Raw genomic sequence first — 21,373 nt, forward strand, 5'->3', positions numbered from 1 at the left:
CTTACAGAGTGGTGTTGGCAGCGCCGGCAGCGGCGACAGCGGTTTGGGATTTACCGTTGAAAGCGGTAACGTTGCTCGGTGCCACTTCGCCGACGTTGGCGATGTTGAGCACAATGCTGCCGTTCGAGCCCAGGCGCACACTGTTCAGGCGACCGGCGATATCCACCGGTGCTTGCTCGCCCGAGCTGGTGACGACCTTCATCTTGTAGGTACCGGCCGGCAGACCCATCGCCGTCGGATCGATCGAGAACGGCACGCTGCCCTGCGACAGCGGGCCGAGTGCCAGTTCATGGTCCTGGCCGCCCGCATCCGTCAGCACCAGCGTGGTCTTGCTGCTGTTGCCGGACAGGGTGAGGGCACCGCTGACCTTGTTGCCGTCCAGCTTGACGCTGTCCACGTTGGCCATCACTTCCGAGCCCACCTGGCCGCCCAGCGCCAGCACCTGCATGCTTTGCAGCACGCTGGCGTTGTTGCTGGTCAGCGAAGCCAGGCTCTGCAGCGCTTCCGTCTGCGACAGCTGGGTCAGCTGCTGGACGAACTGCGACGGATCGGACGGTTCTAGCGGATCCTGGTTCTGGATCTGCGCGACGAGCAGCTTGGTAAACATCTCCTTGCTCTCGCCCATCGTGTTGGCCGCCGGTGCGGCATTGGCGGCCGTGTTGGCGGCGCCAGCGCCGGCCGCGTTCGTGAACAGGTTCGTTTCCATTACATTTCACCCAGTTTCAGAAGGGATTGCTGCATGGTCCGGATCCGGCCCAGCACTTCGACATTCGTTTCAAAGGCGCGCGAGGCGGACATCATGTCCGTCATCTCCGCCACCTGGTTGACGTTCGGGTAGAACACCATGCCCTCGGCATTTGCCATGGGATTGTCCGGCTCGTATACCTTGCGCAGCGGCTCGGCGCTCTCGACGACGTCGAGCACCTGCACCTTGCCGCCGGCAGCCGCGTTCGGGCCTTCGTTCATCACGGCGGCGAACACGGGCTTGCGGGCGCGGTAGGTGTCGTTCTCGTTGCCGGACACGGAGTCGGCATTGGCCAGGTTCGACGCCACGGTGTTCAGGCGCACGGTTTGCGCTGCCATGGCCGAGCCGGCGATCTGGGAAATATCCTTGAAGCTCATCGGTTAACTCCGGGAAGGGTTGGTCACTGGCCGTTGATGGCCTTGGCCAGACCCTTCAGCTTCATGTTGATGAAGGTGAGACTGGTCTGGAAGTCGGTCGCGTTCTGCGAGAACGCCGCCTGCTCGACGCCGATCTCGACGGTATTGCCGTCGGTGGTCGGGTGGAATGGCACGCGGTACAGCGGATCGCTGTCGGACAGCAGGGACAGGCCGCCCTCGTTGCTGGCCTGCAGCTGCGCCATCGAGGCCGAGAAATCCATGTCCTGGGCCTGGTAGCCCGGGGTGTTCTCGTTGGCGATGTTCGAAGCGAGAATGCGGGTACGCTCCGAACGCAGTTGCAATGCGCCGGCGTGTACGCCGGTCGCTTCCTTGAAATTGATTCCCATTTGTTTCTCCCCTTCAATGAGCCGCCTACATGGCGGAACAGCCCATGTAAAATGGCTACGGCCGCGGCGCTGGCAGAACGTAAAGTTGCATCAAACGTTACTCCCGGCCTGACTTCAGTTTAAAGGTATTGCCCATGTTCAACAAACGAATTCTACCCCGGTTTCTCACTCTGTTGCTCATCGGAACGACTAAAGTTTCGTGGTCCGCCCCTGTGGCGCCGGAACGGCTTGTCGCCCAGGTGCAACAAGCAGCGCAACAGGAATTAAAGCGGCATGCCGAACTGTCAAACTGGCTGGAACCCCAGTTCGAGGTCGAGGTTGTCCGGAACACACGGCCGCTGGGACCCTGCAATGCGGCTCCCAGAGTGGAAGCAGCCGATGTGCGCAGTCCGGCGCGGATGCGCTTCGTGGCAATCTGTCCAGATGCCGGCGGCTGGCGATACGATTTCGTCACGCGCGCGAAGATTTCCGCGCGGGTTGTCATTGCGGCAAATGACTTGTCAAGTGGTAAAACCGTGGCGGCCGACGATGTGTTGCTGGAGCGCCACGACATCACGGGAACACCGGACGCGTTCTCGGATTTGGCGGCGGTCCAGGAGATGGCGACACGCCGCACGATCCGCGCCGGCACCGTCCTGCGGGCCAATATGCTGGTGGCGCCGACGCTGGTGAAGCGGGGCGAGCCCGTGCGCATCGTCGCCAAGCGCGACCAGATCGAGGTCAGCATGAGCGGCGAGGCGCTGGACACGGGCGCACGTGGCGCCACGGTCCGCGTCAAGAACGCCAGCGGCGTGACCATCCGGGCCCGGGTGACCGAACTGGGCCAGGTCGAGCCGGTGGACTGACTGCAACCTTTGAATTTCGGAAATTCTGTCGAAAAATCAGACACTTGGAAGATGGTCAACGGCTGCGCGGGTTGGCCGGGTAACGGTCGCGTGGACTGCTAAGTTGAGATGGCGGAGCGGGTTCTCCGCACGGATTCTCAACCAGCAACCACAGGAGTGACTGATGAAAACGCTCGTACAACGTATTTCGGCCGGCGTGGCCGCGACTTTAGCTTCCGTCGCGCTCGCCGCCAGCGCCCAAGCCGCCATCGGCGACGCCAGCGCGACCGACGTCACATTGGCCGGCCAGCCGGCGGACGCGTTTGCGTACGCCGACGGCTGGAATCCCCATGCCGGCCCGTCCGGCGACACCAGCGGCTTCGACAGCGCCTTTGCCGGCTACGGCAGCGGCGCCTGGCAATTGCTGGACCGTGCCGAGCGCTGGTCCGGCTTCCAGAACACGGGCCAGCTCAACTTCTCGTTGACGGAAACGACGGGCACCACGGGCGAGTGGAGCGTCACCAATACGAGCGCCACCATGAATATGACGCTGGACCTGGTCTTCGCCATCCACGCCGGCGGACGGGGCGGCGCCTGGCTGTTCGACGACCAGATGATCCAGGCCGGCCAGACCCTGGACGGCACCTGGCAGATCCTGTGGACCAACGTCGGCGGCAACGTGCCGGACTTTTCCAACGTCACCATCTTCGGGCGCGACATCGTGCTGACGCCGATTCCGGAGCCGGCCGAGTACGCGATGCTCGTGGCCGGGCTGGGCTTGCTGTCGTTACGGTCCCGGGCGAAGCGCTGACCTGGCCGAGGTACCGGAGACGGGCACCTGAGCGGGCGCGGCCGCACCCGATCGGATGGCCGTCATCCCGGGCTTCGCCAACGCTCGCGCCAACTCAACCGACAACCAAGGATCGACGATGAAAATGCTCATACGACAACTGGTGGCCGGGCTGGCCGCCACCCTTGCTGCACTCGTGCCGGCCAGTGCCGTCCATGCCGCCGTGGCCGACGCCAGCGCCGCCGACGCCACGCTGGACGGCCGCCCGGCGGACGCCTTCGTGTTCAAGTCCGGCTGGAACCCGCACGCAGGCCGCCATGGCAACACCAGCGGCTTCGACACCGCGTTCGCCCCTTACGGCAGCGGCGCCTGGACCTTGCTGGACAAATACGACCACCGCGCCGGTTTCCTCAACCTGGGCCAGCTGCAATTCACGTTCAGCGAATCGACCACCACTGCCGGGCTGTGGTCGGTCACCAATACCAGTGCGACGACGGCGATCACGCTCGACCTCGCGTTCGCGATCCACGCGGGCAGTCCGGGCGCCGCCTGGCTGTTCGACGACGCCACGCTCCTGCCGGGGCAGACGTTCGACGGCAGTTGGCAGGTCCGCTGGACCAACCGCGCCGGCGATCCACCCGATTTCTCGACGCTGGCGCTGTTCGGGCGCGACACCGTGCTCACGCCGGTACCGGAACCCGGAGTGTGGGGCATGCTGGGCGTGGGACTGGGAGTGTTGTTCCTGCGGCGGCGGGAGGAGGAGGACTGACGTCTCCAGGCGTGGGGTCTGTCCCTTCGGGACTGGCCCCGGTTTTCATCGCACTGGGTGAGCAGACGTATCACAACGTCAAGCAGGCGCTAACGATAGAAACCGGGGTCGGTCCCTTGCAGGGACAGACCCCAAGCCCGCGCCGCCAGCTTCTGCGCGTAGGCGGGATCGGTGGCCAACAGGCCTGGATTGTTGGACGCGGGGCTGGGGGTGCTGTTCCTGCGGCGGCGGCAGGAGGAGGATTGACGTCGCCAGGCTTGGGGTCTGTCCCTTTGGGACTGACCCCGGTTTCCATCGCACTGGGTGAGCAGACGTATCACAACGTCAAGCAGGCGCTAACGATAGAAACCGGGGTCTGTCCCTTGCAGGGACAGACCCCAAGCCCGCGCCGCCAGCTTCTGCGCGTAGGCGGGATCGGTGGACAACAGGCCTGGATTGTTGGGCGCGGGGCTGGGGGTGCTGTTCCTGCGGCGGCGCGCATAGGAGGACTGACGTCGCCAGGCTTGGGGTCTGTCCCTTCGGGACTGACCCCGGTTTCCATCGCACTGGGTGAGCAGACGTATCACAACGTCAGGCAGGCGCTAACGATAAAAACCGATAAAAACCGGGGTCGGTCCCTTGCAGGGACAGACCCCAAGCCCAGCCGACACCACCGGTTCGGCGGCAGGATCAGTATTCCGTCCGCGCCACCCGCGCCGCCAGCTTGGCCAGCTTCTGCGCGTAGGCGGGATCGGTGGCGTAGCCACCTTGCTGCAGGCCCTGGGCGAACGCGTGGGCATCGCTGCCCGTGTTCAGGGCCTTCTGGTAGCGCGGATTGGTGGCCAGCAGGCCCGCATAGTCGCGGAACGCGCTGGCCTGGTCCGGATAGCTGCGGAATTTCTCGACCTTCTTGACGGCTGCGCCGTGCTCGTATTCCGTCGTGACGTTGGCGGCAACATCGCCCTGCCACGAACCGCCGGCCTTGATGCCGAACAGGTTGTTGCTGTCGACCGTGCCGTTGCGCAGCGGACGCTGGCCCCAGCCCGATTCCAGCGCGGCATGGGCGGCGACGATGTCGGGCGAAACGCCCAGCTTGCGCGCTGCTTCCTCCGCGTGGGGCCGGATCGACGCCAGGAACTGCTGCTGCAGGTCGCCGTCGATGCCGTGCTGCCCATCCACCCCGGCCGCGCCGTCGATGGCGCCGCTGCTTTCCACGCCGCCCAGTGCGTTGGCCGTCAGGCGCGCGCGCAATGCGGCACCGTCCGCCGACAGCGGGGTGGCGGAGTCGCCGCCGAATCCGCCGCCGCCATTGCCGATGAAGGCCGCCACGTCGGATTGCACCTGGCGGAAGGTACTCGAGAAGCCGGCCGCGCCGCCACCGGAAAAGCCGGAGGGCAGGGCGGGGCGGGCCGCCGTCATGTTCGAGGCGGTGGCGGCGGTCGCCTGCGTGGGCGCCGTGGCAAACGTGAAATCAGACCGGTTCATAGAGTTGATCTTCGCCGTGCAGCACGCGCTGCATGATCGTGTATTGTTCGGCCAGCAAGTCGCCGTTGCGCTTGCCGCCGGCCTTGGCCGCACTCACCATCTGTTCCAGCTCGGCCCAGTCGTCCTGCACGCGCACCCGCGATTCCGGGCGCAGCAGGGCAAAGATCGCCGCCATCGACGGCGCCGGGCCGGCCAGCAGCGTGGCCAGCTCGACACGACGGGCGCGGCGCGCCTCCAGCGTATCGACCAGTGCGGCGATCGCGCTGGCGATACTGCCCAGGCGCTCGCGCTGGTGGCGGATGGCGGCGTCGAACTGCTCGTCCAGCAGTTGCAGCAGTTCGGCGTAGCCGGCCTTGTCGTCCACGAGGCCCTGCAGCAACTGCTTCATCGCGTCCTGGCGCGACAGCGGCGCCTGGGCGGTCTTGCCGTTCACTCAATGCTCTCCGTGAAAACGCTGGATCAGGCCAGCGAGCTTGTTCGCGTTGAACGGCAGCTCGCCCTTCGCCAGCGCATCGCGCAACATCGCCACCTTCTCGTGGTCGATGTCGGGCATTTCCTTCATCGCCTGCAGGGCCGGCTGCATCACCGCCGACTGCAGGGTTTCCCGAGCGACCTGTGCCGGCGCGCGGACGGACTCGGCCGGCGCGCTGTCGGTAACCGTCTGGACGGCGACGGTACCGGGAGCTCCACTAGAAATACGCATACGTTGACCTCTTGCCTTGGTTTCAATTGCCATGTCGGTTACCTCCCGCCGGATTGCAGCTTCTCGCGCAGCTGCTTGAGCACGTTGACATCCGGCAGCTCGGTGTCGACGCCCGGCGCCAATCGTTCCTTTTCGCCCGGCATGCCGAACATCGCGGCGATCGCGCTGGCCTGGCCACGGGTCAGGATCAGCAATTCGATGCGGCGGTTGACGCCGGCGGCGGCGTTCTTCATGTCGAGCGGTGCCCGGTCGGCCATGCCGACGACTTGCAGGACGCTGTCGGCCGGCATGCTGCCCGCAAGCAGCTGGGCCCGCGCGGACATCGCGCGGTTCGACGACAGGTTCCAGTTCGAAAATGCGGAGTGGCTGGTATCCGCATATTGTAGCGAATCCGTGTGGCCTACGATCAGCATTTGGTTCTCCATGCGTGCAAAAAGGGGTCCCATCTGCCGCATAAGTGTCGTAAATTTGCCCGTCGGAATGGCGCTGCCACGTACAAACATGCCTTGTTTATCAGTATCGTGCAGCATCACGCGCAAACCGTACGGCGTGACGACCGACTGCAGGTTGCTGGCCAGGCCAGCATCCTTGCTCATGTCCTTTAACGCCTTGGCAAGCAATGCCAGGTCGTCCGGCGTGTCGTAGCTGACCTTGGACGGCGCGGCCTCGGGGCTGTCCTCCGTGCTTTTCTCGGCCTTGCCGTCCGTCTCCGCATTGCCCGTGCGGGGCATCGGGAAACGCTCGATCAGGCTGCCGCGCGGGCCGCCGATCTGCTCGGGCATCACGCCCTTGCCCTGGTCGGTCCGGTTGCCGTCCGACTGCGTCAGGATCTGCTGCAGGCTTTCGGTATTGCGCGACGCCATCAGCCACAGCACGAGGAACAGGCACATCAATGCCAGGCAGAAGTCGGCGAACGCCACTTTCCATGCCCCGCCGTGCTCGTCATGCGCGTGCTTGCCGCCCCCGCGCTTGACGATCGTCATCTCATGGTGTTTGTCATGCGGCTTTTGCACGGCCACCTCCCCGGCTGCTGCCACCCGCATCGTCGCCGCCTTCCATCGCGGTGATCCAGCTTTCCAGCTGCGCGAAGCTCGGCTTGGTGTTGAGCTGTACCAGGCGGCGGCCGGCGTCGATCGCCAGCAGGGCCGGCTTGCCGGCCACGTGCGTCACCAGCACGACCTTGACGATTTCCATCGTGGACGCTTCCTCGCCCACCAGCTGCTTGAGCATGTTGCAGACGGGGTCGATCAGGCCATAGCACAGGAAAATACCGATGAACGTGCCGACCATCGCCGCGCCCACCTTCTCGGCGATCTCGCCCGACGACGCGCCTTCGCCCACGGTGCCCATCGTGATGACGATGCCCAGCACGGCCGCCAGGATGCCGAAGCCCGGCATGGCTTCGCCGATCTTGTTGAGCGACTTGGCCGGCTGCGTCAGTTCCTCGTGGATCAGTTCCAGTTCCTGTTCCAGCACGCCTTCCAGTTCGTGTGCGTTGATCTTGCCCATCGCCATCAGGCGGAAGTTGTCGACGATGAACGCCAGCAGCTTCGGCTCTTCCAGCACGAGCGGATAACGCTGGAAGATCGCGCTGTCCTTCGGCGCCTCGACGTGGGCGTCCAGCGCCTTCAGGCCGCCGGCCGCCAGTTGCAGCAGTTCGTACATCAGCAGCAGCAACTGGCGCTGGAATTCGGAGTCGTACTTCTTGCGCACGACGATTTTCTTCAACTGGTGCGTCAGCTCGTGCAGCACGTGGCCCGGGTTGCCCAGTACCAGTGCGCCCGCGCCGGCGCCGGCGATGACGAGCACCTCGATGGGGTGCCAGATGGCCGCGAACGTGCCGCCCATCAGGACGTAGCCGCCGAAGACGCTGCCGAAAATGATGACAAAGCCAATAATTTGCTGCATGGTGTAGTTCCTTTTTTATCGGGCCGCGCTTACGCCTGCAGCACCGCTTTCATCTTGTTCAGCGCGGCCTTGTTCAGCTGGCATACGCGGGCATCCGTCAGGTCCAGCACGGCCGCGATTTCCTTGTAGCTCAGCTCGAACTCGTAATACATCTGCACGACGCGCTGTTCGCGTTCGTTCAGGCCGTTCAGGGCCTGTTCCAGGCTGCGCCGCACCATCAACTGCTCTTCCGGGCCGGGCGTATGGCCCGCGCCCGCTTCGGAGCCCTGTTCCTGCAGCAGGTCGTCGAAACTGGCCAATACCTCGGCGTTCTCGTCGAGCTGGTAGGCCATGTATTCGTCGGCCGTGATGCCCAGGCCGGCGATGGCTTCCTGTTCGGTCGGTTCGCGGCCCAGCTTGCGCGTCAGCGCGCGCACGGCGTCGCGCAGCTTGTGGCTCTGCTGGCGCACGGCACGCGGACGCCAGTCCTGGCGGCGCAGCTCATCCAGGATGGCGCCGCGGATGCGCAGGCTGGCATAGCTGCCGAAGCCCGCGTCCGGTTCGCCGTAGCGGCGCAGCGCTTCCAGCAGGCCCATCAGGCCGATCTGCTCCATGTCCTCGCGGTCGATGGCGCCCGCGACCTGGGAATTCAACTGGCGGACGATCTTCTTGACCAGCGGCGCGTACGCCAGCAGGTGCTTCTGTTCGGCTGCCGGGGTCATCGCCGCGGCCGCGCTCGGTGCGGCGAATGCTTCGCCGTAGCTTTCGCCATAGCTTGCGCCATAGCTTTCGGAATAATTTTCGGTTGCTACCAAAGCCATGCTTGCCTCACTCTCGTTCCAGCCGCATCACTCGATGATCAGCTTGCCGATCATGACTTCCTTGAAGGGCTGGTCGCGGCCATCCTTCTCGTAGGTCTCCTCGTAGGCCTTGTTCAGCTCTTCGGCAAACTGGTCGATCGTCATGCCCCGCGCCTTGTCCACCGACAGGCCGGACAGCTGGCGCACGGCGACGCTGCGCAGCATCGGCAGGTGTTCCTTGGCTTCCTTTTCCTGCTTGACGGGCGTCGCCACGACGAGGTCGGCCGACAGGTAGTGCGACACGTTCTCGCCCTCGCCGCGGCGCAGCATGACGATGACCTTGTCCACCGTGAGGTACTTCAGCGGCTCCACTTCCTCGTCCGACTTCTCTTCCTTTTTCTTCTTCCTAGCCTTGGCGTCGCCCTTGGCCTGCTTGCCGTCTTCCTCGACGTGCTCGGCATCGGCCTTCGGCGCCGCGAAATACCATACCGCCCCGCCGGCGCCGCCGGCGCACAGCAGCGCCACGGCCGCGAAGGCGATGATCATCTTCTTGTTCATTTACTCGTTACTCCCGCTCGGTCAGCATGGCAAAGGTGGAGGAGGGCGTATCGTCCTCGGACAGCGCACGGCCCGGGCCGCGTTCCTGCTGTTCGCGCTCCCCTTGCTGGCGGCCACCGCCGCCGTCGGCCAGGCCACGGTTGGTGGACGACGATACCGTCACCGCCACGTCGCTGAACTGACGCTGCGACAGGTCCTGGCGCATGTTGTCGCTGACGGTGTTCAACTGGCGCAGCACGTCGCTGTTGCTGGCCGACAGGTTCACCTGCAGGGCGCCGGCCGTGTGGCGGATCGAGATCTCGATGCTGCCCAGGTTCGGCGGTTCCAGGCGGATCACCGCATGGTCGTTATTGCGTTGCAGCTGCAGCTGCAGGCGGTCGCCCAGCGCCGCGCGCAGCGGCTGCTGCCACTGGTCGGGATTGCCGGCCAGCTTCACCGTCGCGGCGGCAGTGCTGCCGTCCGCCGCCGGAGCCGCTGCCGACATCACGCTGCGGAACGACGACGGGTTCTGGCCGCTGTCGTCGCCGCGGCCATTCGTGCCCCGGCCATTCGTATCCGAGGCCAGGCCCGCTTCCTGTGCCACGGCCGTGACGGGTGCCGCGGTGACGGCGCCCGTGCCGGTGCCGGCCGGCAGGGCAGCGCGGCCGTTGCCGGCCGCATTGGCGTCGTCGCCCTGGACCGGCGTCACGGCCGGCGCCTGCGTGCGACCGCCAGCCGGCAGCAGGGTAGCCGTGATGGCGTTGGCGGCCGCCTGGCGCGCCTGGTCCGAGGTGGCGGCCAGCAGCGACAGGTTGCGCACCTGGCCGGCGGCGCCATCCAGCGCCGCCAGGCCGTTGCCGGCCACGGCGGCAGTGCCCGTAGCCGGCGTGCCGGCGACCGTCGGGGCGGCGGCATCCGGACGGACGGCAGCCAGTACGGCAAAGTTCATCATCGGCAGCATCGCGGCCAGCGGCGCGGCGCTCGTGTCGACGGCAGCGCTGTCGCCTTCCGCCGTTGCCACCGCGGCGTCGCCGGCGGGCGCGGCTGCGCCCTCCAGGCCGGCCATGTCGAGGCCCGGCACGGCGGCCGCGGCCACGTCCAGCAGTTGCGCGAACAGCGCGGGCAAGCCCGTCGCGTCGGCCTGGCCGTCAGCGGGCAGTCCCGGTGCGGCGGTTACACCCGGCAGCGTCGTGTCGGGAGTCGCGCCACCCGGCGCGGAGGGAAAGGTCATCATCATGCTTCGGTTCCGGCAAAATCGTTATCCAGGGCATAGGCAAGCCAGCCCTCCTTGTGCGTATTCATGTGCTGCAAGTGTTTGCCCAGTTCCGCGCTGGCCGCTGCGGCCAGCCGTACCGCTTCGCGGTGCAACTGGCGCAAGGCGGCGAGGGCCGCCTTTTCGGCGGGCGTCCACTTGCCCTGGGCGGCCATGGCCGGCAAGGAGGACGCCATCAACGTATTGATGTCCACCAGCGCATCCCAATCGGACGCGGCGGTGGCGGCGGACAGGCGCTGGCCCATCCGCATTAACTGCTGTTGCCTATCCATGCTTGGCCTGCACGCCAAGCCAGCCCTGGCGGATCGTCGACAACAGGCCCACGACCTCGTCGATGATGGCAGGGTCCATGTCGATGCCGGCCCGGTACAGGCGCGCGGCGCAGTAGTCGTACAGGCGGCCGAGGTTGGCGACGACTTCGCCGCCATTGTCGAAATCGAGCGAGCTGGACAGGCCATTGATGATCTGCGTGCACTTGTCCAGGCTGGTCGCCTTGAGCTCGTAGCGCTTGCCCACGACGTGGCCGCGGGCACGGGCCAGCTCTTCCAGCAGGCCGTCGGTCAGGACCAGCACCAGCTCGATCGGCGAGGCGCGCGCGGTCTGCGCGTCCAGGTTGGTCGAGTGGTATTCGCTGTATGCGTCGTGATTCATCATGGGGTCACCGTTCTATGCTTGTATGCTGGTTGTCCCTGCTCGCTCGGCCGGCCGGTCAGGCTCAGTTCGATTTATCGCCGAACAGGGCGTCGAAAATACTGGTATTGCTGCTCATCTGCGCCTGCAGCGTCTGCAGCTTCGTAAATTGGTTCAGGTAGCGCACGTAGGCCGACTCGTACTGCTTGTCCAGGCGGGCCTGGCGGTCCAGGATCGTGCTCTGCAGCTTCGTGTTGTTGTCGCGCCGCTTCGAGATCTGGCCCGTCGACGTGTCCGTCCACTGGTCCATCAGCTTGTCCAGGCTGCCCATCACGCCGGACGGCGTCGTCAGGCTGGACGAGCCCATGACGGCGTCCAGGCCCGTCGGATTCGCCGCCAGCGCCTTGTTCAGGCGGGTCGTGTCCAGGGCCAGCGTGCCGTCGCGCTGGGCCGTGATGCCGTAGTTCACCAGGCTGACGCCGCCCACCTGCTGGCGCAGCGCTGCCTGCATGCGGGTGCGCAGCGCCTGCACGCCTGCGTCCGCGTGGAACACGGCGGCGGCGTCGCCCTTGGTTGCGTCGCCCGAGTCCGTCAGGCCCTGCAGCGTCTTGATCATGGCGTTCCAGCCGTCCACGAAGCCTTGCAGGTTGGCCTGGGTGCCGGACGAATCCGTGCCGACCGTCAGGCTGACCGGTTTCTCGCCCAGCGTCTGGGCCTTGGTGAACGTCATCGACACACCGTCGATGACGTTGTACGTGTTCGACGCCTGCTGCAGCGGCGTGCCGGTGCCCTGGTCGCCCAGCCAGACGATGGCGTCCTGCGCCACGATCAGGTCCTTGCGGTTACCCGGCAGGTCCAGTGCATCCTTCAGCGCGCCGGCGGGCAGGGCGGTCGTGTCGATCGACACCGTGTTCGCCGCGCCCGTCTCGGTGCCCGTCAACACCAGTTGCTGGACGCCGTTGACCGTCATCGTCGAGGCCGTTACCTTGGCCGTGTTGCCGGAAGCGATATTGATCGCCGCCGCCAGTTCCTTGACGGACAGGATGCCGTCGCCGCTCTTGTCGGCCGTGGCCAGGTCGACCGGGAAGCTGGTCGAGCCCACCGACACGGAAATCGTGCCCGCTTCGGCGATCGGCGTCGTGTCGCTCAGGTTTTCGTAGGCGGCCTGGTTGGCCGTGGCCAGCTGTTCCACGTAGAAGAAGTAGTTGCCCGGCGTGGCCGACGTGCTGGCCGAGGCGGTGCCCACCGTCGAGCTGAACGTCGCCGACGTGGCCAGCACCGATTTCTTCAGCGACAGGCCGGACATCACGCCTTCGAACGTGTTCAGCGCCGAGTTCAGGCTCGACAGGGCTTTTTCCGTCGACGTGGCGGTCGTGTTCTGCGACGTCAGGATCGACTGGCGGTCCTGGATATAGGCCGTGGCCAGCTGGGTCGCGGTGCTTTTCGGATCGTAGGTTGCTGCGGTCGTTGCCATTTTCGTGCTCCGAGGAAATTATTGAGAGTGTACCTTGGGTAGAAGCGACCAAAGGCGCGTTCCCATGAAATTTATTTCCGTATGGATCCAAATTGGCTTATTTTTGGCCGCGCAGCCACAGTTGTGTAGCCAGGTCGTCATGCACTTTGCGTTCTTGCACGTTCTTCGCCGTCGTCACGACCGCCTGCTTCTTTTCCAGCACCTGGCCCAGCACCTCGCGCTTGACGAACGCGGCCGTCAGGGCCCGTTGCGACACCGCCATGTCCGCCTCGTGCATCGTCAGGTCGAGCCGGTGGTTGTCCGCCATCGCCAGCACGGCCTGCTTGTAATTGCCGCAGTTGGCCGCCAGCGCGATCGGCAGGGCGCCCGAGGCACCGCTGTTGGTGGCCAGGCTGTGCAGCCGTTCCAGGTTCTTGCGGTAGCGCTCGGCCGTGGCCTCTTTTTCGGCCTGCACGGCCTGCAGCTTTTCCACCTCGGTCGTGCGCAGGGCCACCAGGGTCGACAGGTTGCGGATCAAATTCAGGTCGCTCACTTCATCAGCCTTTCAAGTTGCTCCACGCACGGCGTGTACGGTGCGTCTTCCTTCGTTCCCTGGCACAGGAACGCCTCGATATGGGGGTGCAGCTGGACCGCCCGGTCCGTCACCGGATCGGCGCCCGGCACGTAGGCGCCCAGCGGAATCAGGTCGCGCACCCGGTCGTGCTTGGCCATCGCCGCCTTCAGGGCGCGCGCGGCCAGCATGTGTTCCTTGCTGATGATGCCGTTCATGCAACGGCTGATCGACTGGCCCACGTCGATCGCGGGGTAGTGGCCTCGCTCGGCCAGCGAACGCGTCAGCACGATGTGGCCGTCCAGGATCGCCCGCGCCGTGTCGACGATGGGGTCCTGCTGGTCGTCGCCCTCGGCCAGCACCGTGTAGATGGCGCTCATCGAGCCGTCGTCGTGTTCGCCGTTGCCGGCCGATTCCACCAGCTGCGGCAGGTTCGAGAACACCGACGGCGGATAACCTTTGGTGGCGGGCGGCTCGCCCAGCGCCAGCGCGACTTCGCGCAGTGCCATCGCGTAACGCGTCAGCGAATCCACCAGCAGCAGCACGTTCTTGCCCTGGTCGCGGTAGTGCGCCGCGATCGAGTGGCACAATTCCGTGGCCATCACGCGCATCATCGGCGACTCGTCGGCCGGCGCGATCACCAGCACGGCCTTTTTCAGCCCTTCCGCGCCCAGCGACATGTCGACGAATTCGCGCACCTCGCGCGAGCGTTCGCCGATCAGGCCGACCACGACGACATCGGCCACCGTCTGCCGCGTGATCAGGCCCAGCAGCACGGACTTGCCGACGCCGGAGCCGGCCATCAGGCCCACGCGCTGGCCCTTGCCCAGGGTCAGCATCGAATTGATGGCGCGCACGCCCACGTCCAGGGGCTCGTGCACGGGCTTCTTGCGCAGCGGATTGACCTTGGGCGGCTGCGATTCCAGCACGTGTTCGCCCGTCAGCTTGCCCAGCCCGTCGATGGGCTCGCCCAGGCCGTTGACCATGCGGCCCAGCCAGCCGTTGCCGATCTGCAGATTGACCTTGTCCGCGTGCGGCAGCACGCGTGCGCCGGTCGCGAGGCCGATGGCTTTCTTGAACGGCATCAGGTACGACACCTTGTCGCGGAAACCGACCACCTGCGCGTCCAGCCAGCCGCCCTCGATCGTCTCGATCTGGCAGCGCTGGCCCGTGTGCATGGGGCAGCCGACCGCTTCCAGCAACAAGCCCTGCGCACCCACCAGGCGGCCCGTCGGGGTCGCCATCGGTACGGCGTCGAGCTCCAGTTTGCGCAGTGCGTCAGCGATCATTCGTCGTTCTCGTCTTCGTCATCGCCGCCATCGGCGGCCTGCAATTGTTTGTCCACCTGTTCCATCACCGCGGCCAGGCGCTGCGTGCAGCCGGCATCGACTTCGCTGTCGCCAGCGCGGATGCGGCACTCGCCCGGTTCCAGCCGCGCGTCGGCGATCAGGTTCCAGCGCTTGGCGCGCTTCGGGTCCAGCTCCGTCACGCGCTTGAGTTCCTCGGGATTCAGGAACACGTCGATTTCCTCGCGCGTCGGCGGCATCGAGGCCAGCGTCTCGTCGACGAGGGCCATGATCTGCACCGGCTGCAAGGCCAGCTCGGCGCGGATCACGGAGCGGGCCACCTTGGCGACCAGGTCCACCACTTCCTTGCGCTGCGCCGCGCGGTAGTCGCTGCGCAGTTTCTTCAGGCTTTTCAGCATGGCATCGACGGGGCGGGCCAACTGGTCGAAGCCGACCAGCGTTTCCTGCCGGCCTTCCTCGCGACCTTGCGCCATGCCCTGCTCGCGGCCGGCCTCGTAGCCGTCTTCCTGGCCGCGCTGCAGGCCGATCTCGTAGCCGTCGCGCTGCCCTTGCTCGTAGCCCTCGCTGATCGACGCCTGCCACTCGGCGGCGTCGACCGTTGCGGTGCCGCCGCCGCGCTGTCCCGCCGGCGGCGTGTGATGCGACAGCGGTGGGAACCGGTAAGGGCGGAACTGCTTCATTCGACCACCGTCTCGGCAAACAGCTGCACTTCGACTTCGCCGGAATCGGCCAGCGCCTTGACGGTCGCCATGATTTCCTGGCGGCTTGCCTCGATGCGCGACATCGGCACGGGGCCGGCGCGGCGCATCATGTCCTCGAAGGCTTGCGCCTGGCGTTTCGGCATCGTCTTCAGCACGGCGTCGCGGATCGACTGCTCGGCGCCTTTCAGCGCGATGGCCCACTGCTCCAGCGGCACTTCCTCGATGATGCGCGACAGCACGGCTTCGGTCTGCGTCGACAGGATCAGGAAGTCGTACATCGACAGCTCGATCTGCGCGACGATCGACGGGTCATGGGCGCGCAGCAGCTCAACCACCTGGGCACGGTTGCCCGGCAGGCGATTGAGGATCTCGGCCACCTGCTTGACGCCTTCGATGCTGGTGCTCTGCATGTCGAAGGAGGCCAGGCAGCGATCGACCAGCTCGTCCAGCTCGACCAGCAGGTCGCGGTCGATCTCGTCCAGGCGGGCCAGCGACAGCAGCACCAGGTCGCGCCCTTCCATCGGCAGGCCGTCGATGATCTGGCCGGCCAGCGCGGGCGGCAGGAAGGCCAGGAACACGGCCTGCATGCGCACGTGCTCGTTGGCGATGTAGTCGGCCAGCCACTTCGGCGAGGCCCACTGCAGGCGCGCCATCTTGGGGCGCAGCTCGTCGCCATAGATGTTGTTGAGCACCGTGTTGGCGATGTCGCCGCCCAGCGCCAGGTCCAGCGAGCGCTTCAGGTAGGAGCGCGACGCGCCGTGTACGCCGGACTGTTCGCGGTAGTCGTCGAAGAAGGTCTGGATCGCCGTCTTGACGGCCTCGACCTTGATGCCGCTCATGCGCGACATGACTTGCGTCACTTCCAGCAGCTCCTCGCGGGACAGGCAGCGCAGCACGGCCGCGGCCTGTTCCTCGCCGATCGACAGCAGCACGATGGCGGCCTGCTCGACCGGAGTCAGGTTGGCGCCCTCGGTGGGCATCATTTCGTTGATGTTGGCGTTCATGTTCGCGTTCCCGTTATTGAGCTCGGCCATTCTTCTGCATCCACTGTTTCACGACTTCCGCAACGCGCTCCGGCTCTTTCTCGGCCAGAACCTTCAGGTGATCGACCATCACGTCCACCGGCGAGCCGGCAGGTGGCAGGTTATAGTTCTCCAGCAGCGGCACCACCGGCATGCCCGACGAGCTCATCTCGACGGCGGCAGGGGCGCCAGCCACGGTCGCTGCCGGCGACGTGCCCAGCGCGGCCGGGGTACCTGCTGCCGCGTCGGCGGCGGGCAGGGCGACGGCATCGGTACGGCGGTCGGTGCCGCTGCGGGTATCCAGTGCCAGCGGTGCCGCGGTCGTCATGCCGGCAGGGGCCAGGCGGTTCGTCAGCAGGCGCAGCAGCGGACGCAGGACCAGGAAGTAACCCAGCAGCGCGGCAAGTGCGTAGCTGGCCCAGCCGCTGATGTCGACGATGTTGTCGCGCTCTTCCCACCATTGCACCGGGGCTGCCTTCGGCGGGAAATTCATCGCCGTGACGACCAGCGTGTCGCCGCGCTCGGCATTGATGCCCAGGCCGTTACGCAGCACCTTGTCGATGTTGGCCAGCTCGGCGGCGGTGAAGCCCGTCTTCGGGTTCATCGCGGCGGACTGCGCCAGGACGACGGCGACGTTCTGGTGTTCCAGGCGGCCGCGGGCGCGCTTGGTTTGTACGATACTGCGGTCGTACGCATACTGGCGCGTGGTTGCATTCTTGCGTGCGGTACCGTCGGGCAGCTGGCCCGGTGCACCTGGCGCGGCGGCGGCGCCGTCGGCACCGGCGTCGGCAGGGGCGGCCGGATCGGCAGCTTGCGGCGGGCGGTTCGACAGCGTGCCCGGCACGCCCATCACCATGCGGTTGCGGTCCTGCTCGTCGCGCATCGCTTCGCTCGTGACCTTCGGCGTCTCGCCGAACTTCTCGACCGTTTCCTCGACCTTGTCGTTGTCCACGGACGCGGTCACGCTGACCTTGAAGTTGTCTTCGCCCATGATCGGGCCCAGCAGGCCGCGGATGTTGCCCTTGATCTCTTCCTGGATGCGCTTCTGGCTTTCGTTGCCGCTGGCGGTGGCGTCGAAGCCATCCGTCAGGTCGACGCGCGAGGACAGCAGGTTGCCGGCCTGGTCGACCAGGCTGACGCGCGCCGGCGCCAGGCTGGCGACGCTGCCCGACACCATGTTGACGACGGCGGCGATATGCTCCGGTGCCAGCGTGCGGCCTGGCTTGAGGCCGACGACGACGGAAGCGGAGGACTTTTCACCGTCCGACGACACGAACGACGTCGACTTGGCGATCGACAGGTGCACGCGGGCCGAGGCGATCGGCTCCAGGGTCATGATGGACTGTGCCAGTTCGCCTTCCAGGCCGCGGCGGAAGCGCACGTCCTGCACGAACTGCGACACGCCCAGCGGATCGTTCTTGTCCATCAGCTCCAGGCCGGCCGGCAGTTGCGCGGTGACGCCCTTGGACGCCAGCAGCATGCGCACCTTGCCCAGCATTTCATCGGGCACGAGCACCTGGCCGCTGTCCGGGTGGATGCGGTAAGGAATCTGCTCCGCTTCCAGCACGGACATCATGTCGGCCGCGGCGACTTTCTCGCGGGCGCCGAAGACTGGCTTGTAGCCGGCCTGGTCCTTCCACAGGAACATCAGGACGAGGGCCGTCACGCCGACTGCCAGCAGCAGCAGCGGATACAGGTTTTTCATCAGGGCAGGCGGCACACCCGGCATGCCATTGGAGGTACCACGCCAGCGCCCGAAGGCGGACTTTACAGTGTTGATCACGTCGGAACTTTCGCTTGAAACAGAGGAATTACGGCTGAAAGAATGTCGGCTGAAGAGGTCGGCTGAAAGTCAGCGGACTTACAGCGGCAGCTTGATGAGCTCGTCGACAGCGCCCATTACTTTGTTGCGAACCTGCATCAACATCGAGAAAGACAGGCTGGCTTCCTGGCTGGCCATCATGGCACCGACCAGGTCGTCACTGCGGCCGGCGTCGACATCGGCCATTTTTGCGCTGGCGGCCTGGTCGGCCGCATTCACGCCGGAGACGGCGTTCTGCATTGCTTGCGCGAAGGAACCGGCGGAACCGCCGGAAAAGGATGGGTCCATGAACTGCGCGGCCGGCGCGATGGAGGCCGCTTGCTGGGCCAGGTCGTTGGCCGCGTTGGTCAGGGATGCCAGGTCGGCTTGGATCATGCCGGCGAATTCGTTTGCCATCTGTTTCTCACTTTCTGCAACGTTGATCTACGTTTTCCATAGTGCAACCCTTGAAGCTGTTGCCAGGGCTCACCGTGGCTGGCTTTCAGGGGGTGCTACGGGCTCGGATTCCGCTTGGGGTTGCCAGCGCTGCAACCTGTTTGGAAATCCGAAAAACTGCTGACATAACCTGCATCCGATTATCTGGATGAGCCGCATGATTAATTGCAATCATGCTGAAATAATGTGCCAGGGTCGATTCAGTGCGCTGCATTGTTTCCTGTAAGAGAAACGCTGTTACTTTGGCAAATGTCCTTAATAATCAAACACTAGGGACTGCTTGTCATTTTGCTGCGGGACAGCAGTGTGTTGCTCGGGACAGGGATAAGCTTACCGGGTGGCAACTACGCTGTAAAGAGGAATTTGGAGAATTGTGCGTATTGACGCGTGGCAATAACCAGGAATTTCGGGTATTCTAGCGTGCCTGGATCGTCCACTTGTATACTTTGCGATACGATGTGAAAAGCAGACGGAATATGCGGACGGATGACACTGATGACTAAAATACAAACCACCGCCAGGCCGCTCGTACTTGACCCGGCCCTGCTGGGAAGGCCCGTGCACCGGCTGCCGCATTTCGCGGCGCAGCTGCGCGACGACCTCGTGGCGGCACTGCGCCAGGGGCCCGTGCGGCGCTACTGGGGCAACTTCATGGTGGAAGCGGTCGACTTCTCGCGCCTGGACGGCAGCGAGGCGCGGGTGCGCTGGCAGCACTATGCGGCCGCCAACGGTGTGCTGGGCTTTGCACTGGAACGTAAGGTGTTGCTGTCCGTGCTGAATAACCGTTATGGTCGTGGCAAGGAAAGCGGACCTGTCGTGGACGAAGCGGCCGTGAAAGTCACGGCGACGGAAGAGCGGTTGGCCGTTGTTTTAGGCCAACAACTGGCAGCCGTCGTGGCCCAGCGGATCGTGGCGAACCTGCCCGGCGCTGACAAACCGTCAACCGCCGAGGTGCACGCCGTGCCAGGTTCCTACCCGCCCAAGGGTACGTGGATCGTCACGATGAACGTGCGCGAAGGCGAGTTGGAAGGCAGGGTCTGGTTCGCGCTGGACAAGAATCTGATGACCGACGTGTTGCGTGGCGTGTTGCCGGAGCGCGACACCGGCCCGAAATCGCAGAAGCAGTCCGGTCCGCTGGCGCAGCGCCTGCAGGTGGCGCTGAACGGCAGGCTGGTGAGCAAGGAGGTCACGCTGGGCGCGCTGTTCGACCTGCGCGTCGGCGACGTGATCCCGGTCAGCCTGCACAGGGCCGATGTGATGCTCGAAGACTCGCGGCTGTTCACGGCCGCGGTGACCGAACACAAGGGAAAACTGTGCCTAACATCTTTTGAAGACGTCGAATAACATGATGAACATAAACGCTAACGGCACCAACGACGCGATGCTCGAAGACGTGACGGAAGAGATGATCCTCGACCCCGTGCCCGGCGAACTGGCCGATGTGCCGGCGCCGCGCGCACCGCGCCGCGACCTGCCGCAAATGATGCGCAAGATCCCCGTCACGCTGACCCTGGAGGTGGGCTCGGCCCGCATCTCGCTGCAGGACCTGATGAGTATCGGTCCCGACAGCGTCGTCGAGCTGGACGTGCTGGCCGGGGAGCCTCTCGTCATCAAGGTCAACGGCACGGCCATCGGCCGCGCCGAAGTGGTCGTGGCGGGCGAGAACTATGGCTTGAAGGTCATCGACCTGGACGGGTTGAACCTCGACATGATGACGTCATGACGACGTGCCTTGCAACCCTGGCCGGCCGCTTGAGCCGGCCTTTTGCTTTTGGGGGTGTCTTGACGAGATTGCCACGCTTGTTTCCTGTAAGCTTATTTTCTGTTGCCCTGTTCCTGCTGGCGGCGGCGCTGACCGCCATGCCGCTCGAGAGCTGGGCGCAGGCGGCGGCGCAGGCGCCCGCCAACACGCCGGACCTGCTGGCCGGGGTCGTGCCCGGGGCGGCCACCGACCTGTCGGTCAAGATGCAGATCCTGATCTTCATGACCCTCTTGGGCCTGTTGCCCATGATGGTCATGATGATGACGAGCTTTACCCGCTTCGTCATCGTGTTGTCCCTGCTGCGCTCCGCGCTGGGCCTGCAGCAGGGCCTGCCCAACCGGATCATCACCGGCATCGCGCTGATTCTCACCTTGCTCGTGATGAAGCCGATCGGCGACCAGGTCTGGCGCGACGCCTTCGTGCCGTATGACCAGGACCGCATCGGCCTGAACGAGGCCCTGCGCATCGCCGAGCAGCCCGTGTCGCGCTTCATGCTGGCCCAGACCAGCAAGGCGGCGCTGAAGCAGATCGCCACCTTGGCAGGCGAGGGCAACGTGACGGTGCCGATGAACCATGGCTTTGCCGTCAAGCTGGCCGCGTTCGTGCTGTCCGAACTGAAGACGGCGTTCCAGATCGGCTGCATGCTGTTCATTCCCTTCCTGATCATCGACCTCGTGGTGTCGTCGGTCCTGATGGCGATGGGTATGATGATGCTGTCCCCGCTCGTCATCTCGCTGCCGTTCAAGCTGCTGTTGTTCGTGCTGGTCGATGGCTGGACGCTGACGGTCAACACGCTGGTCACCAGCATCCAGGCCTATTAGGGAGGCGCGACCATGCTGACACCCGACGTCGCCGTCGATCTCGTCGTCGAGGCCCTGAACATCGTCATGGTCCTCGTGCTGGTGCTGGTGATCCCGGGCCTCGTGATGGGCCTCGTGGTCGCGCTGTTCCAGGCCGCGACCCAGATCAACGAACAGACGCTGTCGTTCCTGCCGCGTCTCCTGGTCACGCTGTTCGCCATCATCCTGACGGGGCGCTGGATGGCCGGCTACCTGATGGACTACTGCGTGTCCATCTTCACGCGCGCCGCCACCCTGGTCGGCTAGCCGAACGAA

The 21,373-nt window shown here is 65.4% G+C and carries 27 protein-coding genes; 7 read left to right on the plus strand and 20 right to left on the minus strand.

The window, feature by feature from the left end:
- Position 1: 1 nt before the first annotated feature.
- From PX653_RS04530 to flgB, 3 genes are read right to left on the minus strand one after another with little or no spacing between them, the layout of a single operon-like run.
- Positions 2 to 706, minus strand: a complete 705-nt coding sequence (locus PX653_RS04530) for a flagellar hook capping FlgD N-terminal domain-containing protein (RefSeq protein WP_277416730.1) — start codon at positions 704 to 706, stop codon at positions 2 to 4.
- Positions 706 to 1,122, minus strand: a complete 417-nt coding sequence (gene flgC, locus PX653_RS04535) for a flagellar basal body rod protein FlgC (RefSeq protein ID WP_277416731.1) — start codon at positions 1,120 to 1,122, stop codon at positions 706 to 708. Before flgC ends, PX653_RS04530 begins: the two co-directional genes overlap by 1 nt.
- A gap of 23 nt (positions 1,123 to 1,145) precedes the next feature.
- A complete protein-coding gene (flgB, locus tag PX653_RS04540) occupies positions 1,146 to 1,508 on the minus strand; it encodes a flagellar basal body rod protein FlgB (protein WP_277416732.1) in 363 nt (120 codons plus the stop codon).
- Between the two features lie 398 nt (positions 1,509 to 1,906).
- Between flgB and flgA the strand changes: the two genes are divergently transcribed.
- The 3 genes from flgA to PX653_RS04555 all read left to right on the plus strand — a co-directional run bounded on the left by flgA (position 1,907) and on the right by PX653_RS04555 (position 3,891).
- Entirely contained in the window at positions 1,907 to 2,353 is a 447-nt protein-coding gene (flgA, locus tag PX653_RS04545; RefSeq protein WP_277418513.1) for a flagellar basal body P-ring formation chaperone FlgA, read from the plus strand.
- Between the two features lie 163 nt (positions 2,354 to 2,516).
- Positions 2,517 to 3,143 (plus strand): PEP-CTERM sorting domain-containing protein, encoded by a 627-nt coding sequence (locus tag PX653_RS04550; RefSeq protein ID WP_277416733.1) that lies wholly within the window; start codon positions 2,517 to 2,519, stop codon positions 3,141 to 3,143.
- A gap of 118 nt (positions 3,144 to 3,261) precedes the next feature.
- The gene (locus tag PX653_RS04555) at positions 3,262 to 3,891 is read left to right on the plus strand and encodes a PEP-CTERM sorting domain-containing protein (RefSeq protein ID WP_277416734.1); all 630 of its coding nucleotides are present in this window, start codon (positions 3,262 to 3,264) and stop codon (positions 3,889 to 3,891) included.
- 669 nt (positions 3,892 to 4,560) lie between these two features.
- Here the strand turns inward: PX653_RS04555 and flgJ are convergent.
- The 17 genes from flgJ to fliE form a co-directional block, all read right to left on the minus strand.
- The gene (flgJ, locus tag PX653_RS04560; protein WP_277416735.1) at positions 4,561 to 5,355 is read right to left on the minus strand and encodes a flagellar assembly peptidoglycan hydrolase FlgJ; all 795 of its coding nucleotides are present in this window, start codon (positions 5,353 to 5,355) and stop codon (positions 4,561 to 4,563) included.
- Positions 5,342 to 5,788 carry a flagellar export chaperone FlgN gene (flgN, locus tag PX653_RS04565; RefSeq protein WP_277416736.1) on the minus strand — a complete coding sequence of 149 codons (447 nt, stop codon included), beginning with the start codon at positions 5,786 to 5,788 and terminating at the stop codon, positions 5,342 to 5,344. Before flgN ends, flgJ begins: the two co-directional genes overlap by 14 nt.
- Positions 5,789 to 6,091: a flagellar biosynthesis anti-sigma factor FlgM gene (gene flgM / locus PX653_RS04570; protein ID WP_277416737.1), complete on the minus strand. Its 303-nt coding sequence runs from the start codon at positions 6,089 to 6,091 to the stop codon at positions 5,789 to 5,791.
- A gap of 5 nt (positions 6,092 to 6,096) precedes the next feature.
- On the minus strand, positions 6,097 to 7,071 hold the full coding sequence (locus tag PX653_RS04575) for a flagellar motor protein MotB (protein ID WP_277416738.1): 975 nt from the start codon (positions 7,069 to 7,071) through the stop codon (positions 6,097 to 6,099).
- Positions 7,055 to 7,966 (minus strand): flagellar motor stator protein MotA, encoded by a 912-nt coding sequence (motA, locus tag PX653_RS04580; protein ID WP_277416739.1) that lies wholly within the window; start codon positions 7,964 to 7,966, stop codon positions 7,055 to 7,057. The genes PX653_RS04575 and motA overlap by 17 nt, the downstream gene beginning before the upstream one ends.
- A 29-nt stretch (positions 7,967 to 7,995) precedes the next feature.
- Positions 7,996 to 8,766: a FliA/WhiG family RNA polymerase sigma factor gene (locus PX653_RS04585; RefSeq protein WP_371876414.1), complete on the minus strand. Its 771-nt coding sequence runs from the start codon at positions 8,764 to 8,766 to the stop codon at positions 7,996 to 7,998.
- A 27-nt stretch (positions 8,767 to 8,793) separates the two neighbouring features.
- A complete protein-coding gene (locus PX653_RS04590; RefSeq protein WP_277416740.1) occupies positions 8,794 to 9,303 on the minus strand; it encodes a flagellar basal body-associated FliL family protein in 510 nt (169 codons plus the stop codon).
- Between the two features lie 7 nt (positions 9,304 to 9,310).
- Entirely contained in the window at positions 9,311 to 10,519 is a 1,209-nt protein-coding gene (locus PX653_RS04595) for a flagellar hook-length control protein FliK (protein ID WP_277416741.1), read from the minus strand.
- A complete protein-coding gene (locus tag PX653_RS04600; RefSeq protein WP_277416742.1) occupies positions 10,516 to 10,800 on the minus strand; it encodes a hypothetical protein in 285 nt (94 codons plus the stop codon). The genes PX653_RS04595 and PX653_RS04600 overlap by 4 nt, the downstream gene beginning before the upstream one ends.
- Positions 10,801 to 10,819: 19 nt before the next feature.
- Entirely contained in the window at positions 10,820 to 11,209 is a 390-nt protein-coding gene (gene fliS, locus PX653_RS04605; protein WP_107142679.1) for a flagellar export chaperone FliS, read from the minus strand.
- A 61-nt stretch (positions 11,210 to 11,270) separates the two neighbouring features.
- Positions 11,271 to 12,659: a flagellar filament capping protein FliD gene (gene fliD, locus PX653_RS04610; protein ID WP_277416743.1), complete on the minus strand. Its 1,389-nt coding sequence runs from the start codon at positions 12,657 to 12,659 to the stop codon at positions 11,271 to 11,273.
- A gap of 97 nt (positions 12,660 to 12,756) precedes the next feature.
- Positions 12,757 to 13,191, minus strand: coding sequence for a flagellar FliJ family protein (locus PX653_RS04615; RefSeq protein ID WP_277416744.1), 435 nt, complete (start codon positions 13,189 to 13,191; stop codon positions 12,757 to 12,759).
- Positions 13,188 to 14,498, minus strand: coding sequence for a flagellar protein export ATPase FliI (fliI, locus tag PX653_RS04620; protein WP_277416745.1), 1,311 nt, complete (start codon positions 14,496 to 14,498; stop codon positions 13,188 to 13,190). Before fliI ends, PX653_RS04615 begins: the two co-directional genes overlap by 4 nt.
- The gene (fliH, locus tag PX653_RS04625; protein WP_277416746.1) at positions 14,495 to 15,196 is read right to left on the minus strand and encodes a flagellar assembly protein FliH; all 702 of its coding nucleotides are present in this window, start codon (positions 15,194 to 15,196) and stop codon (positions 14,495 to 14,497) included. The genes fliI and fliH overlap by 4 nt, the downstream gene beginning before the upstream one ends.
- On the minus strand, positions 15,193 to 16,221 hold the full coding sequence (locus tag PX653_RS04630; protein ID WP_277416747.1) for a flagellar motor switch protein FliG: 1,029 nt from the start codon (positions 16,219 to 16,221) through the stop codon (positions 15,193 to 15,195). The genes fliH and PX653_RS04630 overlap by 4 nt, the downstream gene beginning before the upstream one ends.
- 13 nt (positions 16,222 to 16,234) lie before the next feature.
- On the minus strand, positions 16,235 to 18,022 hold the full coding sequence (fliF, locus tag PX653_RS04635) for a flagellar basal-body MS-ring/collar protein FliF (RefSeq protein ID WP_277416748.1): 1,788 nt from the start codon (positions 18,020 to 18,022) through the stop codon (positions 16,235 to 16,237).
- Positions 18,023 to 18,100: 78 nt separating this feature from the next.
- Complete coding sequence (gene fliE, locus PX653_RS04640) at positions 18,101 to 18,457, minus strand: flagellar hook-basal body complex protein FliE (protein WP_277416749.1); 357 nt, start codon at positions 18,455 to 18,457, stop codon at positions 18,101 to 18,103.
- A gap of 597 nt (positions 18,458 to 19,054) precedes the next feature.
- Between fliE and PX653_RS04645 the strand changes: the two genes are divergently transcribed.
- The 4 genes from PX653_RS04645 (at position 19,055) to fliQ (ending at position 21,364) form a co-directional block, all read left to right on the plus strand.
- Positions 19,055 to 19,840: a FliM/FliN family flagellar motor switch protein gene (locus tag PX653_RS04645; RefSeq protein ID WP_277416750.1), complete on the plus strand. Its 786-nt coding sequence runs from the start codon at positions 19,055 to 19,057 to the stop codon at positions 19,838 to 19,840.
- 1 nt (position 19,841) lies between these two features.
- A complete protein-coding gene (locus PX653_RS04650) occupies positions 19,842 to 20,219 on the plus strand; it encodes a FliM/FliN family flagellar motor switch protein (protein WP_277416751.1) in 378 nt (125 codons plus the stop codon).
- A 137-nt stretch (positions 20,220 to 20,356) separates the two neighbouring features.
- Positions 20,357 to 21,079: a flagellar type III secretion system pore protein FliP gene (gene fliP / locus PX653_RS04655; protein ID WP_277418515.1), complete on the plus strand. Its 723-nt coding sequence runs from the start codon at positions 20,357 to 20,359 to the stop codon at positions 21,077 to 21,079.
- A gap of 12 nt (positions 21,080 to 21,091) precedes the next feature.
- Positions 21,092 to 21,364: a flagellar biosynthesis protein FliQ gene (gene fliQ / locus PX653_RS04660; protein WP_277416752.1), complete on the plus strand. Its 273-nt coding sequence runs from the start codon at positions 21,092 to 21,094 to the stop codon at positions 21,362 to 21,364.
- Positions 21,365 to 21,373 lie beyond the last annotated feature (9 nt).

Origin of the sequence: Pseudoduganella chitinolytica, assembly GCF_029028125.1 — a bacterium.
Lineage (GTDB): Bacteria > Pseudomonadota > Gammaproteobacteria > Burkholderiales > Burkholderiaceae_D > Rugamonas > Rugamonas chitinolytica.